The sequence below is a fragment of the Intestinimonas sp. HCP28S3_D6 genome (genome assembly GCF_052065695.1).
Lineage (GTDB): Bacteria > Bacillota > Clostridia > Oscillospirales > Oscillospiraceae > Intestinimonas.
Genome location: NZ_JBQHTM010000005.1, coordinates 20,498 through 35,916, shown reverse-complemented (window position 1 = coordinate 35,916; position 15,419 = coordinate 20,498). Strand labels below are relative to the sequence as shown.

Sequence of the window (15,419 nt, the reverse complement as noted above, 5' to 3'; positions counted from 1 at the left end):
GTCTATTGGCAAAGCAGCCAAGATATACACTATTTTTTTGTGCATATTATACATTATTTTTTGGTGTATATTCGTGCAAACTCAGCGGCCAAAAAAAGCGCGGGGGTTATTCCTCCGCGCTTTCTGATTTCAGTTCCTTTTTATATTTGTAATAAGTATTCCGCGCAAGCCCTGTTAGCTTCATTAGCTCACCGTCGTCAAGCCCTCCTCCAAAGTCCCGAGAGTGCTTTATAATAACCGCTTTGGCTTCCACGCTCTTTTTGGTGGTCAGCTTTTTTCCTGGCACCGCTCCTATCTGCTTACCGTGTGCTCTGGCCGTCTGTATCCCTTCACGGGTGCGCTGGTGCAAGTCCTCCACCTCTTTTTCGGCTTGGTCAAATGCAATCCGTATCTGGGCGGCTGCAAGTTCCCTCTGGTAGTCATTGAGTGCGCTTATTATGGATTGTATCAATCTTCCCTCGCTTGTACTGCCGTCCTGGGAGATGGTCAAAGTTCGATTTTTCAGCGCCGCCGCATATACCGCCGTGCTGATCGTCGGCTCCTTGAGGAAAACGAGGTTGATGCCCCTGCCGTAAAGTTCAAAATAGGCTTCAACTCCTTCGTCGGCTGTCCTGCTCATACGAGAAACGCTGTCAAATACTACGGTGTCTCCCTCTTTCAGCTTGTTCTGGAGCTTGTTCCATTCCTTACGGTTCAAGCTGGTACCGGTGTACACTTCTTCAACAATCGTCGCCTCTGGATATGTCGCCCTGATATTTCGGATTTGTCGCTCAATGCTCTGCTTCCGCGTGCTAATACGGACGTATCCATACATTGCCATAGTCGCCACCCTCTCCGAATTATATCTATTCTGTCGTTCGTTAGATTTGATACTTATAATATACCACATTCGGCGGCTGAAGTCAATAAGTTTTGATACTTTATTGATGTACGTCAGATTTAATACGTACAAGCATGGATGCAGGATTGAATTTCATGTGTAAGAAAAGAGGGGAGAGCGCTCCTATACGCTCATCCCCTCTCCGGCCTACTGTGCCTTGATGTACTCCTTTTCGCTTGCCGCTCGCTCCAAATCCTGATAGTTGTCCGGCAAAAACCATTTGGGAAACTCTTTACCATATCGCTTATGAAAGCCGTTAATATACATCGGTTCGGAGCTGGGTTCGTCCATGGCCTCCGGTGCCGTGAAAAGAGCCGTCTCTCTGTCGGCTTCTTTCTGGTCTCTTACCAGGTTGCTCTTTATCCGCAAATCATCGCAATAGGTACAGTGTTGCCGTTCATGTGCTCTGTTGTACTCTATGATCTTTTCCCATATCGGTTCGTAAGAATCACAGATTCTTACCCCTCTGCAATCATAGTCAGTGTCGCAAGCCATACCTGGCAATACTTCACCCCAGACATTAAGGTATACCCCGCAACAGACTACCTTCTGATCTGGGCGGTCAAGATGGTAGCTTTTGTAAAATTTGCACATTGGCTTGTGCTGTGCGCTCAATATCTCTACCTGTTGCAGCATAAAGGAATTTATGATAGAAGAAAAATTAACCGTTTCGGTTAGCGCTACCGCCCTTCCCTCATTTCTGGGGGCGTTTCCGTGCGATACCCTCAATACTTCCGCGTAGCCCTTCAGGGCGCTCTTGTACTTGATATAGTTCTTTTTGCATATGTCTTGGGCTTCATGGTATCGGTCAAGTGATACGCCGATCTGAACGCGCCACGTCTCCCGCTCCATATTCCCATAGCCGAATTGCTGTGTCAGGTGCGTAATATCAGAAAACCGCTTGACAATGGCAATAAATCGATCATCATAAATCAGCCCATTAGTCACTATCTCTACTCTGGAAACTGGAATGCCCCTCTTTGCTATCCCGTTAGCGATATGTTGAAGGGCTTTCAGGTTCAAAGTCGGCTCGCCGCCCGTGATTGCAAGGTTTCCTATGGCTTCAGTCTGATTGAGTACATTGTCGATGTCTATTCCTAATATATCGACATTTTGTGCGTCCCCTCTCAGACAATGGGCGCAGCTCATATTGCAACGCCTGGTTACTTCTATGATAAGCTGATTGAATACCACCTTATCCATGCTGTCGCCCTCCCTTAGCTCACCACTTCCAGCGCTTCCAACGCTTTCATTGCCACCGCTACAGCTTCATAGTCAAGCCCCGGCTCGATTTCATATTCTGCGCTACACAAATTCCTCTGCCTCCTTAATGCTGTCATCAATCGCCTTGTTCAATTCAACATCTTTCTGTATCGAGATGCAATAATGACACATCCCCATTCCACGGTGTAAAAACGCTCTCCTCAGCTCGTAACAATCCCTCAATGGGATTGTACTGCTCCCCGTGATACTCCTGTCCGTCATCACAGAGCATTTGGGATATGCAGCTGGTCTTAGCATGATCCTCCGGCATAGGAAGCATTTCCCCACTGTCTTTTGCAATTTTGTAGAATCGGCTTAAACACTCCAAGAATTGCCCCACACCGTTGCAGATGATATAGCGGCTATACCAGTCTTCCCCGGTATATTTGCCAAGCAATATACGGAAGCTCTCTCCGATACGCACGGGGATAAAAGCGAATGGCGCTGTAATCTCCGTAACCATATCCGATTTACCTCCATTCTGATGCTTTGGCATGATTGCAAGATTGTGGGTGGTGTTGTTTGCTGCATTGTCGCGGAGATGATCGACTTGCATTTGGTTATCCTGCATCCATTTCTTTCCGGCAAGCAAGGAACCCGGAATGTTATTCAGATCAACCTTTTCCGCATCAAAAAGGGCTACAATGCCAGCGAAGGAAATAATAATACTTCCGTTAATACGGGAATACAGCCTCAGTGCCGTCTTTGTCTTGCGACACTGCGTCTGGAGGTACCACCCGCTCAGGATTTTGCGTGTGGATAGGATGTTAAATAACTCGCGGTTCCACTCTGTGAAGAAAACTTGATCGTTAATAGGCAATTTCACACAAATACGAAAACCATCGTGCCATATCCGCCGTTGCGTTGTAATGGGGACTACACCATCAGGAAGCGTTGCTTCGTCAGCGTCTGAACGCAAGTTACAGTCTGTCAGATTGCTCCAGTTTCCGTCAATCGGCCACACCCGACTAAACTTCGGGCAGGCATACGGACGGTATGCTCGATACATTACGGTTGTAATATCTCCGCCCGCCCCATGACCATCGGCGTCAAAGTTGCCATACCGCGCAATATGGTCATTCAATACGCGAATAGCACGGTTATCATTGGTGATAGTCCACCGATTATCAATTTTGACCGTCTTAGGCCGCATTTTATTGGATACCGTTTCCGCCCGCTCATGTAGTCTCTTTTGCTTTTCAGCATTTCGGCGGTTGTACTCAGCAAGCCAAAACTCTTCAACTTCCCGAACAGACAGGCCGTAGTCATCGCCAGCTATAACAGCGTCAGAAGCAGCATTGATGATCTGAAAGCCGCTGGACTGGTTAAAAGATTTACCCTTTGATAGGCGATATCCGATTCTATGGAACCTTTTCCGTAGCAAATCTTCATATCTTTGTCTGCTTTTTGCGTCGGACAAATCAACTTTATCTAAGGTTTTCACGGTATCCTCCCTAAATCTCGATATAAATGCGTCTACTGACGCATTTTCGCCCATTTTCATGCCTTAAAACGTCTAATTTAAGTTCAAAAAGCAGGTTCGGAGTTTTGCTCGGCAAAAAGTTTGAAATTTCATTTATTTTCATTGTTATATGGAACTTTTTAATGAAAATTAGCGTTTATGGACGTTTGTTATTCGTCTTAAATAGTTACAAAATGGTTACAAAATTGGTTCGAGGCAGAAGTTTACGAAAAAAGCGTGTAATTTAGACAAAAACACTGTTTTTCAGTAATTATTACCACAAAAAAATGCTTTTCCCGTCTTTTCTTGCCTGTCCCTCTCTCCGCTTCCTCTTCTCCTGCCACTTCGCAATGTTCCATTTGTTGTATTCCCGCAACCAAAACTCTTCAACCTCTTCTAAGGTTAAATCATATTTTCCACCGCACTCAACATCGCCGGTAGAAACATTGGTAATCTTAAATCCTGCACTTCTCGGCTCACGTTTTAACTTCTTTAAGTGGGATGATCGCTTTACCGTTTCCCCTTTTGATACGTGGAATCCGAGCCTTTCAAGCCGCTTTCTCAGTCTGTCCTCATGACGCCGCACTTCCGTTATGTCTGTTTTGTCGAATAATGCCTTAAACACCGAAAGCCTCCTTTTCCCCGTGCCGAATACGTCGATCTGGTACCCCGAGCAAAAATTAAATGTTAATGTCTAAGTTATCATAAGGATATTTTTATGTATGCCCGCGCTGCCATATAGCAGAAGACTTGAGTTTTGCTTTGTGCGTACGGTTTTAGCACGCTGACAGTCTCTACCCCGCACCTACCTTTTGGGTTAGGCCGCTACCAACTCTCCGTATATCCCGCGAGCGAAGCGAGCGGCCTAACTGCAAAAACGAAATTTTGAAAAATAGCTATTTTTGCAACTTTTTAGCCTACTTTGAGCGCAGCTCATATACCCCTTTCCCCTCTAAGGGACAACTTTAGAACGCTCCATTAACTGACGGTCGTTCGGGCATCGAAATTCCGAATTTATCACCTCAAAAGTGATAATTCGATTTTGCGGTTCTGAACTTTTGAACTTTTTAGCATAAATGCACGGTCGAAGGTATCACAATCACGCCCTATTTTCTGGATAAAACTAACATTTCCTTTTCCTTTGCTGTATGCGCCCCGCCTGGATTTCGCTACGGTCACGCTTCTGGGTTCTGCGATATGAACTTGGAATTTGTTCTTGACTTCTTTCTAATGGTATTGTATCATAATTACGCTAATAAAACAAGCACATCTAATTATTTGCTTATAATATTAGCTAATATGGAGGTGAACACTGTGCGACGCCAGAAAGAAATACCACTTTATGAACGTTACAATACCATTTTTCCAACGCGACTACGCGCTATAATGGACGAGCTGCACGTTACTCAACAGGATGTAGCAGATGCCATTGGAAAAAGCAGACAAGCAGTCGGTTTCTACGCAAATGGGACATCAAGCCCCGACTGGGAGACGATTGCCCACCTTGCACGATACTTTAATGTCTCGGCTGATTGGCTTTTGGGACTGTCAGAGTTTACCAATCCTAAAACAGCAAGCCTTTCCGTTGAGGATGTCGGCCTATCTGAACAGGCGACGACAACCCTTGTCGAATACACAAAGTCAGGAAATTCTATTGACGAGAAGAAAAAGCAGGCAATCAATTTACTGCTTAAAGACGATTCTCTAAAAGAGTGGGGCAACCAACTCCTGCTCAATCTATCACGCTACTTGTTTTCAGAGCCTATCCCTAAAGAAACACTACACTTCACCGCCGAAGGAGTAAAAACCGCAACAGACTTTGATCTGACGGATTCGGGCACCGACACTACTGATTTTGAGTATGCAGACATTCTACTTGACCAACTTTTTGTAAGCAGAATTGTAAAGTCGATAGAGGGGATACGATACCAGTACCGCAATCCACAAAGTATGCGGGAGATGAGCGGAGCACCCGTATTGGATGAAGAAAAGCGCAGACTCCTAAAAGAGTTGAAAGAGTCGAAAACTACATCAACCTAATCCCCCGCTGAGGCCAATACACACGCAAAAAAAGAGCGTAGGTGAAAATCCTACGCTCTTACCGCTTTAGATTTCTTTTCCGGTATCATTGCTGATAAACCGTCCTTCAAACGAACAATCCAGCGCCGACGCTATCTCCTGCAACTCCTTTTCGCTAAAATTGTCCCGTTTGAATTTTCCGCTGAGATTCTGGGAGGTACATCCAACCCGTGTCGCCAATTCCTTCAAAGTCATATTGCGCTTGATGAGTGCAATTTTGATTTTCTCAGCCATTGACATACCAACACCTCCCCCACTTTGATTTTCATTATAAATTGAATGGCTACGAAAATCAACAATAAATTTCAAGAGTAACTAAATAGTGAATTTTTTCTTGACGTAAGTAATTATCTAAGGTATTATGTAACTGATAACTTACCATCCATACCGAGACAAGGAGGAAATAGTATGGCTGGATTAAAACGAACAGACAACAAAGGCCGTATCCTGAAAGACGGTGAATCCCAGCGCAAGGATGGATCGTACCGATACCGCTATACAGATGCAGATGGGGTTCGGCGTGATGTGTACAGCAAGCGACTCGTTCCCACCGATCGTCTTCCTCCGGGCTGTAAAGATGATCTTAGTCTAAGAGAAAAGGAGCGCAAAATCAACCGTGATCTGGAAGACGGAATTAAAGCCGCCGTCGAGAACAAAGCCACACTCAATGACCTGTTTAAGCTGTATATGGCAAACAAGCCTGAGCTGAAGGACACCACCCGCAGCAACTACCTCTATATGTACAACAAATATGTAAAAGACGATATTGGCAAAAAGAAAATCGCCAGTATCAAATACTCAGATGTCAAGGCTTTCTATAATAAGCTCATCAGAGAAAAAGGGTTCAAACCCAACTCTATGGAGATCATTCACACCATCATCCACCCCGTATTTACCCTGGCTGTCCGAGACAACTATATTCGTATCAATCCCGCTACCGGGGCAATGGCCGAAATCAAAAAGAGCCACAACTGGGAAAAGCCTAAACGACACGCCTTGACTATTGCAGAGCAAGCAGCGTTTATTGACTATATGAAAAACCACAAAGTCTATAATCATTGGCTCCCTCTTTTTACGGTTCTCCTCGGTACAGGGTGCCGCATCGGTGAAGCTATTGGCCTGCGCTGGGAAGACTGTGACTTCGACGAAGGAATTATCAGTATCAATCATAACATGGTCTATCGGAAATATGAAGACGACGAAAAAGCACGCTTCCATATCGTGACACCAAAAACGAGTGCCGGCACCCGCATTGTTCCTATGTTGTCAGAGGTCAAAGCTGCTCTTGAAACAGAGTGGCAAACGCAAGAGATAATCGGGTTCAACGAATGTGTCATTGATGGATATACTGGCTTTATTTTCCAGAACCGATATGGTGATCCTCTGTCCCCTCATAGCGTCAACCGAGCCATAGACCGTATTTGCGCCGCCTATATCGAAGACGAAACAGTGCGGGCCGATCAGGAAGGGCGAGATCCTGTATTGATCCGGCATTTTTCCGCACATAACCTACGCCATACTTTCTGCACTCGCTTCTGCGAGAACGAAAGGAATATCAAGGTCATCCAAGAAATCATGGGGCACGCTGACATTGAAACCACGATGAACATTTACGCGGAAGCTACCAAGGAGAAAAAGCAAGAGTCGTTCTCCAATCTCGAAGGGAAAATAAAAATCTCTTGATGGAGGGCTTCAAATGGGAAAGTTAATCGACCTCACCGGGCGAACATTTGATATGTTGACCGTTGTAAAAAGGGTAGACGATAGGAAGCCAGGTCGTCCTATGTGGCTATGCCAATGTGAGTGTGGCAATACCGCCATTATCTCTTCATCCAATTTGTTGAAGAAAAACGGAACAAAATCATGTGGATGTCTTCGGCACCAGCAATCACCTACCCTCATTGATCTGAAAGGCAGGTCATTCGGAAAGTTGACAGTGATACAGAAAGACCCAGAAGCAGAACCAGGCAAAGCGAAGTGGATCTGCGAATGCGAGTGCGGAAATATCGTATCTGTGCTTTCTGACAGCCTCCGCAGCGGCAAAACTAAATCTTGCGGTTGCTCCCAGTTCCAAATCAAGCATGACCTTACAGGCCAGACCTTTGGTTTTCTCAAAGTGATTGAGCCGGTAAAGAACACAAGAATCAGAAGCAATGAAACCAGATGGAAGTGCCTCTGTCAGAATTGCGGACGCACAGTTGAAGTTAGCAGCTATTGGCTCAGGCACAGCGATCCTTATGGGCACTGTAAATGCACCAGATTTAACAAGCCGTTGTAAAGCCGCTAACAGCCTTTCTAAGCGCTCTTAATTTCAGGGGCAAACTTACCCTTGAAAAACTCAATCGTCGCTCCTGCGCCATCCAGTGCTCCTGTGGGCAAAAAAATAGGGTACAGAAATCTATCAAAGAAATCTGTACCCTGTTTTTATTTAGAGATATCTCCCGCTCGCCTTATTTCAGCCTCTCAGTCAACATGATTATGTCATGCTTGAGCTGGGGCATTTTCGGCAAATGGGGTAAAGCTGGGGTAAAACATAAAGTCCCGTTCAAACATCTAAACTTTTTTCCTGAAAATTACCTGTATTTTCAGCTAATCAGCGCATTTCAGAACATTTTTTAGGAATTACTCTCCAAGAGGTTTCATGGTGGGGAACAGGATGACCTCACGGATGGTATCGGAGTTGGTCAGCAGCATGACACAGCGGTCGATGCCAATGCCCAGGCCGCCCGTGGGGGGCATGCCGTACTCCAGAGCGTTGATGAAGTCCTCATCCATCATGCCGGCCTCGTCGTCGCCGGCCTCACGGAGGGCGATCTCATGCTCGAAGCGGCCCCGCTGGTCGATGGGGTCATTGAGCTCGGAGAAAGCGTTGGCAAACTCGGCGTGGTTGATGAAGAGCTCGAACCGCTCGGTGAGGCGGGGGTCCTTGGGAGAGCGCTTGGTGAGGGGGGAGACCTCCACCGGGTACATGGTGATGAAGGTGGGCTGGATCAGCTTCTCCTCCACCCGCTGGTCGAAGCACTCGTAGAGGGCGGTGCCCCAGGTGCGCTCGCAGCCCTCCAGGTCAATACCCACAGCCTCAGCAGCCTTGCAGGCGGTCTCGTCGTCGCTGATGGCGTCGAAGTCCACACCCACATACTGCTTCACGGCGTCGATCATGGTCAGCCGCTGCCAGCCGGGGGTCAGGTCGATGTCGGTGCCCAGCCACTGGACGTGGTAATCGCCCAGGATCTCCTTGGCGGCGGAGGACAGGATGCCCTCGGTGATGTCCATCATGTCGTGGAAGTCGGCATAGGACTCATAGAGCTCAATGGAGGTGAACTCGGGGTTGTGCTTGGGGTCCATGCCCTCGTTGCGGAAGATGCGGCCGATCTCGTACACCCGCTCGAAGCCGCCCACGATGAGGCGCTTCAGATGGAGCTCGGTGGCGATACGCATATACATATCGATGTCCAGGGTGTTGTGATGGGTGATGAAGGGTCGGGCGGTGGCGCCGCCGGAGATGGTATTGAGGACGGGGGTCTCCACCTCCATATAGTCCCGGGCATCCAGGTAGGCGCGGACGTGCTTGATGAACTTGGTGCGGATCTCGAAGGTCCGGCGCACATCCTCGTTCATGATGAGGTCCACGTAGCGCTGACGGAACCGAGTTTCGGTGTCCTTCAGACCGTGGAACTTCTCAGGCAGGGGGATGAGGGACTTGGACAGGAGGGTGACCTTATGGGCCTTGATGGAGATCTCGCCCCGCTTGGTCTTGAAGACCTCGCCCTCGACGCCCACAATGTCGCCGATGTCGGTCTTCTTGAACTTGGCAAAGGGCTCCTCGCCCAACTCGTCGATGCGAACATAGAGCTGGATGCGGCCCTTCCCGTCCTGAAGATCGCAGAACACGGCCTTGCCCATGCCACGTTTGGACATGATCCGGCCCGCCACGGAGACCTGTTTGCCCTCCATCTCATCAAATTTCTCCTTCACATCGGCGCTGTGAGCAGTGACGATGTATTTGGTGATCTGGAAGGGGTCCTGACCCGCGTCCTGGAGCTCTTTGAGCTTGGCGCGGCGGATGCGTCTCTGCTCGGACAGGTCCAGCTCCTCGGGAGCGCCTGTGTTCTTCTCTTCTGTCATTTCGGGTTCCTCCTGTCTTGCCTTTCTCAGGCCTTTTGAATATCTAAGACCTGGTAGCGCAGGACGCCAGCGGGCGCCTCCACCACCACGTCATCTCCGACGACCTTGCCCAGCAGGGCCTTGCCGAAGGGAGATTCCTCAGAAATGAGGCCGTTCATGGGGTCAGCCTCCTGGGAGCCCACCACCTGGTAGACCTCCTGCTCGTTGAACTCCTTGTCCAGAACCGTGATCTTGCTGCCCAGACGCACTGCGTTGTGGTTGGCGTCGTGGGCCTCCTCGATGACCACGCAGTTCTGGAGGATGCCCTCCACCTCCGCGATCCGGGAGTAGAGCTTGCCCTGCTCGTTCTTGGCCTCGTCGTATTCGCTGTTCTCGCTCAGATCGCCAAAGGACCGGGCCTCCTTGATCTGGTCGGCCACTTCCTTCTCACGGACGGTCTTCAGATAGACCAGCTCATCCTGGAGCGCCTTGAACCGCTCAGGGCTCAGTTTATACTCTTTCGCCATGCTGTTTCTGCTTCCTTTCTGCGCCTTTTCCGGCGGAAATGGGGGTAAATTCCCCTGGAAAGACCGTTATCGGTCATAATCTGCTATGCAAATAGTGATACCTTTACATTATTCTGTATTATATGTACTTTCCTCCAGTCTGTCAAGTGTGAAAATGGGCCTGCACGGTAATATCGCCCCGTTCCAGCCGGCCGGAGGCCCACAGGGCGGCGAGCAACGGCAGGGCGGCGGCATCACCCGGAAGAGCACCCTCCCGCAGGTTGAAGCGGTACTCCGCCAGCCCGGGCGTCTCCCCTGAGAGATCCACAATCCGCCCTCTTCTCTCCTCCCCAGGCGGGGAAAAACATAGGGTCAGGTGGGTCCATCTCTCCGGCCCGCCCTCCACCACCGGCAGCCCGAACTCCCGGTTCAGCTCCCGCTGAAGCTCCTCGCCGCCGGCGGGGACCTCCACCAGTAACTGACGCACCTGGGGACACAGTTCTATGGCCGCCACCCGCAGGGCACGGGTGACCCGGTCCCCTTGCAGGGCCACACTGGCCTGTCGGCGGGGCACCCCGTCTCCTGCCAGCGCCGCCAGGGCAATGGGGACGGCCAGGGTCCGGCACAGTTCCCCCGTCTCCACCGGTCGGAGCCCCTGGGCCAACACCACCTCCCAGAGAGGAAATCCTTCCGGGGCCAGCACCCGGACGATCCCCGCCTTCCGGAGAGCTCTGGCGGTCCGGCGAACTCCCCGGGGCGTCAGTTCCCTCCCCGGCACCTCCCCCCGCAGCAGGGGCAGTCCCAAAATTCGCTCCCGGGAGAGGCGGACCAGGAAGCGATTCCCCGCCCCCGGCACGATATGGCCTGTCATCTCACTCACCTCGGGAAAGGATATGCGCCGCTCCCCTCCTTTATCCAAGGGACAAAACAGCCCCGGAAGCACAGGTCTTCCGGGGCCGTCGTTTCAGTTTTCCGCCAGCAGGGCCAGGGCGGCCTGGAGCTGGGGGTCGTCCTCCGGCGCCAGGGTGCCGGCGGCCAGGGCCTCGCTCTGCTCCTGGGTCAGGGTGACCTCCCGGTCCAGGGTGAGGCCGGTGCCGATGAGGCAGACGCCCTTGCCGGTGTAGTACCGGGCGGTGGAGATGTTGATGGCGCCGCCGTTCAGCAGGGGGAAGGTCTGCTGGGAAAAGCCCTTGCCGAAGGTGGGCTCCCCCACGATCACCCCCCAGTCCATCTCCTGGAGCTCGGCGGCAAAGAGCTCCGCCGCCGAATAGGTGTTGCCGTTGACCAGCACCGCCATGGGGAGATCCACACAACTGGCGTCCGAGGTGACCACCTGCTTGGCCCCCGCCTTGGTCTCGCTGCGGAAGATGTCCCCTTCGGGCAGCAGGTAGTCCAGCAACCGGGTGAGCTCATCCACATAGCCGCCGCCGTTGTTGCGCACGTCAAAAACCAGGCGCTCTGCTCCCTGGTCCACCAGGTCCTCCACGGCGGCGATGGTCTCCTCGGCGCAGTAGCTGTTGAAGTTCTTGATGGTCACCAGTCCCGTGCCGTCGCTCAGGAGCTTTCCTTCGGCCGGGTGCACCACCACTCGGTTCCGGGTCACCGTCACCTCCCGGCAGGCTCCATCGGAGGACTCCACGGTGAGCACCACCTGGGTCCCCTCCTCCCCCTTGATGAGGGTGGCACCCTCCTTCTGGTTTTCCCCTGTCAGCTCGGTGCCGTCCACCGCCACGATCCGCTCCCCGGCGGTCAGGCCGGCCTCCGCTGCCGGTCCCCCCTCGGTCACCGACTGGATGAGCATGCCGCCCCCCTCTGGATAGGTGACGGTGACGCCGATGCCCACGTAGGAGTTGCTGCGGCTCTCCTGCTGGGCGGCGTAGCTGTCGGCATCCATGTAGTAGGACCAGCGATCCCCAAGGCCCTTGATGAGGGCATCCATAGCCTGGTCCACCGCCTTATCGATGTCGTGCTCCCCCACAAACTGTGTGTTGATGAGGACCATGGCCTGTGCCATGCCCAGTCCGGCCCGCCCCAACAGCACCCAGGCCGCCCCGGCCAGGACGGCTGCTGTCACCGCCGCCGCCAGCAGGGCGGTGACCACCAGCGCCAGCGGGGAAAAACGCTTCTTTGTCAACGCAGAGGCCTCCTTACAAAAGAGCAGAGACGGGGCTCTTGCCCCGTCTCCTCCCTTCCTGCCATATTGTAATTACAAGAAAATCTGTGGGTCGCTCAGATCAGCTGTAACGGAACTGACCGGCCAGCGACGGGTAATAGTTCAGAGCGTCGGTCCGGGTACCATTGACCCGAAATTCCAGGTGCAGATGATTGCCTGTAGAGGAACCGGTGGTGCCCACATAGCCCAGCACCTGGCCCTGGGTCACCACATCACCCTCGGAGACCGCCCGGGAATTCATATGGGCGTAGAGTGTGGAGATGCCGTTGTCGTGCTGGACCACCACGTAGTTGCCATAGGAACTGTTATAAGTAGAGATAGTCACCACACCACCCCGGGCCGACAGGATCTTGGTGCCGCCGGGGGCGGCGATATCGGTACCAGTATGGTTACCTGGCCGTCCGGTGATGGGGTGGATTCGGGGGCCGAACGTGGAGGTAATAGTGTAATACCCGGGGACCGGCCACTGCCAGCCGGAACCGGGATCGAAGCTGATCTGTCCAGCGGCAATGAGGGACTGAAGTTCCTTCTGCTTCTGGACGATCTGGGCATCGATCCGGTCGGCCTCTGCCTTCAGCTCAGCCTCCGCCTGCTCCAGCTTGGACTCGTCCGCCTTGATGCTCTCAATGAGCTGGTCCACCTCTGTCTTCTTGGCGTTCAGCTCGCTCTTCTGGCCCTCCAGCTCGTCCTTCTGGGCCTGCTGGTCGGCCCGGGAGGCCTCCAGGCTCTCCTGCTGGGTCTGGAGCTCCTGACGAGTAGCCGCCAGCTCATCCATGATCTGATTGTCATAGTCCATGATCTCGCTGACCATAGTAGCCCGGTCCAACAGATCGGAGAAGCTGGAGGCTCCGAACAGGATATCCCAGTAGGAGACAGTGCCCATCTCCTCCATCACCCGCACCCGCTTACAAAAGAGGGTATACTGCTCCTCCTCCTTGGCCTGGGTCTCGGCCACCTGGGTCTCCTTCTCGGCGATGAGCTGGTCATACTGGGCGATGGTGGCACTGACGCCGTTGATGCTCTCGGTGAGGGCGTTGATCTGCTGCTCCAGCAGGCTCTTTTGCTGCAGCGCCTGATTCTTGTCATCCTGGATGCTGTCCAGCTGTTCCCCCAGGGCGTCGATCTGGTCATTCAGGTCGGCCACCTGGGACTTTCCCGCGTCGATCTGGGCCTGGAGCTCCTCCTGGGTAGCGGCACCCGCCGTCTGGAACACCATGGTCACCATGGGCAGGATCATCAGCAGCGCCATCAGCAGGGCCAGCAGCGCCACCACAGTTTTATGCCAGTCCCGCTTGGGGCGTTTGGCCGCCGCTTTCTTGGGGACACGCTTTGCTTCAGACACGTTCGTTTCTCCTTTCCCGGGACGGTGCAGGTCACACCTGCAGGAACTTGCGGATGGCCAACAGACTGCCGCCGGCACCGATGGCCAGGCCAGCCGCCGCAAAGGCCCCCAGCACCCGAAGGGCTAGGGTCTTAAAGGGTACGATGGCAATAAGCTGCAGCCCGCCGTACTCCATGATGGCGGTGACAATCAGGCTGTAAATTCCCCACTGGAGGAGGAAGGCCAGCAACGCGCCGATGAGGCCCAGGATCATACCTTCAAAGATGAACGGCCATCGGACGAACCAGTTGGTGGCGCCGCACATCTTCATGATGGCGATCTCCTCCCGGCGGTGGAAGGTAGCCAGCTTGATGGTATTGGCGATGATAAAGAGGGAAATGATAAGCAGCATCAGGATCAGAATCCACGCCACCGCGCCCGCCACATTCCGGACGGTGACGAAGCCTTGGGCCACATCCAGGGCGGCCTGGGTCTTGGCGATGCCGTCCACCTGCTCCACTTCCTTGACCGTCTGGGCCAGCTTTTCGATGTCCACCACATGGATCTGATAGCGGTGGCGCAGGACCTCCGACGGCAGGTCGAAGAGCTCGGCGTACTCGCTGTCCACGTAGCGCTGCTTGTAATTCTCCAGCGCCTGCTGCGCTGTTACAAAGGTCACAGAGTCCACATTGGGGACCGCCTCCAGTTTAGACTGGAGGGCCCGGGCCTGGGCCTCGGTTAGGCTGTCGTCCACATAGGCGGTAAATTCGTTCTGGGCCTCCAGATCTCCCAGGGTGTTATCCAGGTTGACTGCCACAAGGGAAAAGGAGCCCATGATGATGAGGCAAGCCACGATCATACACACAGCGGCAAAGGACATCAGGCCGTGGGTAAAAATGCTGTGGAAGCCCTCTTTCATGTGATAACCCATATTATACTGACTCATTGTTGTAATACCCACCCATTCCGTCGCTGATGATCCGGCCGCTCTCAATGGCCACCACTCGTTTGGAGAAGCGGTTGACCAGTTCCTTCTCGTGGGTCACCACCATGACTGTGGTGCCCAGCTCATTGATCTTCTCCAACAGCATCATGATCTCCAGGGAGCGCTGGGGGTCCAGATTGCCGGTGGGCTCATCGGCCACAATGACCTGTGGGTTGTTCACCAGAGCCCGGGCGATGGCCACACGCTGCTGTTCACCGCCGGAAAGCTCGGTGGGGAGCCTATCCCCTTTGTGGTCCAGGCCCACCAGCTGCAGGACGTAGGGCACCCGCTTCCGGATCTCCCGGGGGGAGGCCCCCACCACCCGCATGACGAAGGTCAGATTCTCCTCTACCGTCTTTTTCTCGATGAGACGGAAGTCCTGGAAGATGACCCCCAGGGTCCGGCGCATATATGGGATCTGCCGGGGGCGGATGTTGTTCATGTTATACCCGTTGACCATGATGCGTCCCCCGGAGCAGGTCACCTCGCCGGTAATGATCTTTAGAATGGTGGACTTTCCAGATCCGGAAGGCCCCACCAAAAAGACAAATTCCCCATCCTCAATCTTCATGGAGATGCCCTTGAGCGCCCGGGTACCGTTGTCATAGGTCTTTTGTACATCGATAAGACGTATCATATGCAATCC

The 15,419-nt window shown here is 52.7% G+C and carries 14 protein-coding genes; 2 read left to right on the top strand and 12 right to left on the bottom strand.

Annotated features, from left to right (window positions below):
* Positions 1-106: 106 nt before the first annotated feature.
* From ACTNBK_RS02870 to ACTNBK_RS02855, 4 genes are all read right to left on the bottom strand, one after another.
* The gene (locus ACTNBK_RS02870) at positions 107-820 is read right to left on the bottom strand and encodes a recombinase family protein (protein ID WP_441143429.1); all 714 of its coding nucleotides are present in this window, start codon (positions 818-820) and stop codon (positions 107-109) included.
* A 207-nt stretch (positions 821-1,027) separates the two neighbouring features.
* On the bottom strand, positions 1,028-2,083 hold the full coding sequence (locus tag ACTNBK_RS02865) for a radical SAM protein (RefSeq protein ID WP_441143427.1): 1,056 nt from the start codon (positions 2,081-2,083) through the stop codon (positions 1,028-1,030).
* Positions 2,084-2,237: 154 nt separating this feature from the next.
* Positions 2,238-3,587 carry a hypothetical protein gene (locus tag ACTNBK_RS02860; protein WP_441143425.1) on the bottom strand — a complete coding sequence of 450 codons (1,350 nt, stop codon included), beginning with the start codon at positions 3,585-3,587 and terminating at the stop codon, positions 2,238-2,240.
* Between the two features lie 292 nt (positions 3,588-3,879).
* Positions 3,880-4,230: a hypothetical protein gene (locus ACTNBK_RS02855; protein ID WP_441143423.1), complete on the bottom strand. Its 351-nt coding sequence runs from the start codon at positions 4,228-4,230 to the stop codon at positions 3,880-3,882.
* Positions 4,231-4,919: 689 nt separating this feature from the next.
* On the opposite strand from ACTNBK_RS02855, the gene ACTNBK_RS02850 reads away from it, so the two are divergent.
* A complete protein-coding gene (locus ACTNBK_RS02850) occupies positions 4,920-5,645 on the top strand; it encodes a helix-turn-helix domain-containing protein (protein ID WP_441143421.1) in 726 nt (241 codons plus the stop codon).
* Positions 5,646-5,711: 66 nt separating this feature from the next.
* Here ACTNBK_RS02850 and ACTNBK_RS02845 read toward each other — a convergent pair whose 3' ends face one another.
* A complete protein-coding gene (locus tag ACTNBK_RS02845; RefSeq protein WP_441143419.1) occupies positions 5,712-5,924 on the bottom strand; it encodes a helix-turn-helix transcriptional regulator in 213 nt (70 codons plus the stop codon).
* Positions 5,925-6,092: 168 nt separating this feature from the next.
* Here ACTNBK_RS02845 and ACTNBK_RS02840 point away from each other — a divergent pair, with 168 nt between their 5' ends.
* A complete protein-coding gene (locus ACTNBK_RS02840; protein ID WP_441143418.1) occupies positions 6,093-7,367 on the top strand; it encodes a tyrosine-type recombinase/integrase in 1,275 nt (424 codons plus the stop codon).
* A 939-nt stretch (positions 7,368-8,306) separates the two neighbouring features.
* Here ACTNBK_RS02840 and lysS read toward each other — a convergent pair.
* The 7 genes from lysS to ftsE all read right to left on the bottom strand — a co-directional run bounded on the left by lysS (position 8,307) and on the right by ftsE (position 15,410).
* On the bottom strand, positions 8,307-9,809 hold the full coding sequence (lysS, locus tag ACTNBK_RS02835) for a lysine--tRNA ligase (RefSeq protein WP_441143416.1): 1,503 nt from the start codon (positions 9,807-9,809) through the stop codon (positions 8,307-8,309).
* 26 nt (positions 9,810-9,835) lie between these two features.
* Positions 9,836-10,315: a transcription elongation factor GreA gene (gene greA, locus ACTNBK_RS02830; RefSeq protein ID WP_441143414.1), complete on the bottom strand. Its 480-nt coding sequence runs from the start codon at positions 10,313-10,315 to the stop codon at positions 9,836-9,838.
* A 142-nt stretch (positions 10,316-10,457) separates the two neighbouring features.
* On the bottom strand, positions 10,458-11,165 hold the full coding sequence (locus ACTNBK_RS02825; RefSeq protein ID WP_441143412.1) for a hypothetical protein: 708 nt from the start codon (positions 11,163-11,165) through the stop codon (positions 10,458-10,460).
* Positions 11,166-11,258: 93 nt separating this feature from the next.
* Positions 11,259-12,428: a S41 family peptidase gene (locus ACTNBK_RS02820; RefSeq protein ID WP_441143410.1), complete on the bottom strand. Its 1,170-nt coding sequence runs from the start codon at positions 12,426-12,428 to the stop codon at positions 11,259-11,261.
* A 100-nt stretch (positions 12,429-12,528) separates the two neighbouring features.
* The gene (locus ACTNBK_RS02815; protein WP_441143408.1) at positions 12,529-13,809 is read right to left on the bottom strand and encodes a murein hydrolase activator EnvC family protein; all 1,281 of its coding nucleotides are present in this window, start codon (positions 13,807-13,809) and stop codon (positions 12,529-12,531) included.
* A gap of 31 nt (positions 13,810-13,840) precedes the next feature.
* A complete protein-coding gene (gene ftsX, locus ACTNBK_RS02810; protein ID WP_441143406.1) occupies positions 13,841-14,734 on the bottom strand; it encodes a permease-like cell division protein FtsX in 894 nt (297 codons plus the stop codon).
* Positions 14,721-15,410 (bottom strand): cell division ATP-binding protein FtsE, encoded by a 690-nt coding sequence (gene ftsE, locus ACTNBK_RS02805; protein ID WP_294510233.1) that lies wholly within the window; start codon positions 15,408-15,410, stop codon positions 14,721-14,723. Before ftsE ends, ftsX begins: the two co-directional genes overlap by 14 nt.
* Positions 15,411-15,419: the final 9 nt, after the last annotated feature.

Excerpts from the sequence above, each read along its gene's own strand:
- ACTNBK_RS02870 (WP_441143429.1), bottom strand. The coding sequence starts at position 820 with ATGGCAATGTATGGATACGTCCGTATTAGCACGCGGAAGCAGAGCATT.
- ftsE (WP_294510233.1), bottom strand. The coding sequence starts at position 15,410 with ATGATACGTCTTATCGATGTACAAAAGACCTATGACAACGGTACCCGG.
- ftsX (WP_441143406.1), bottom strand. The coding sequence starts at position 14,734 with ATGAGTCAGTATAATATGGGTTATCACATGAAAGAGGGCTTCCACAGC.
- lysS (WP_441143416.1), bottom strand. The coding sequence starts at position 9,809 with ATGACAGAAGAGAAGAACACAGGCGCTCCCGAGGAGCTGGACCTGTCC.
- ACTNBK_RS02840 (WP_441143418.1), top strand. The coding sequence starts at position 6,093 with ATGGCTGGATTAAAACGAACAGACAACAAAGGCCGTATCCTGAAAGAC.
- ACTNBK_RS02865 (WP_441143427.1), bottom strand. The coding sequence starts at position 2,083 with ATGGATAAGGTGGTATTCAATCAGCTTATCATAGAAGTAACCAGGCGT.
- ACTNBK_RS02825 (WP_441143412.1), bottom strand. The coding sequence starts at position 11,165 with ATGACAGGCCATATCGTGCCGGGGGCGGGGAATCGCTTCCTGGTCCGC.
- greA (WP_441143414.1), bottom strand. The coding sequence starts at position 10,315 with ATGGCGAAAGAGTATAAACTGAGCCCTGAGCGGTTCAAGGCGCTCCAG.
- ACTNBK_RS02845 (WP_441143419.1), bottom strand. The coding sequence starts at position 5,924 with ATGTCAATGGCTGAGAAAATCAAAATTGCACTCATCAAGCGCAATATG.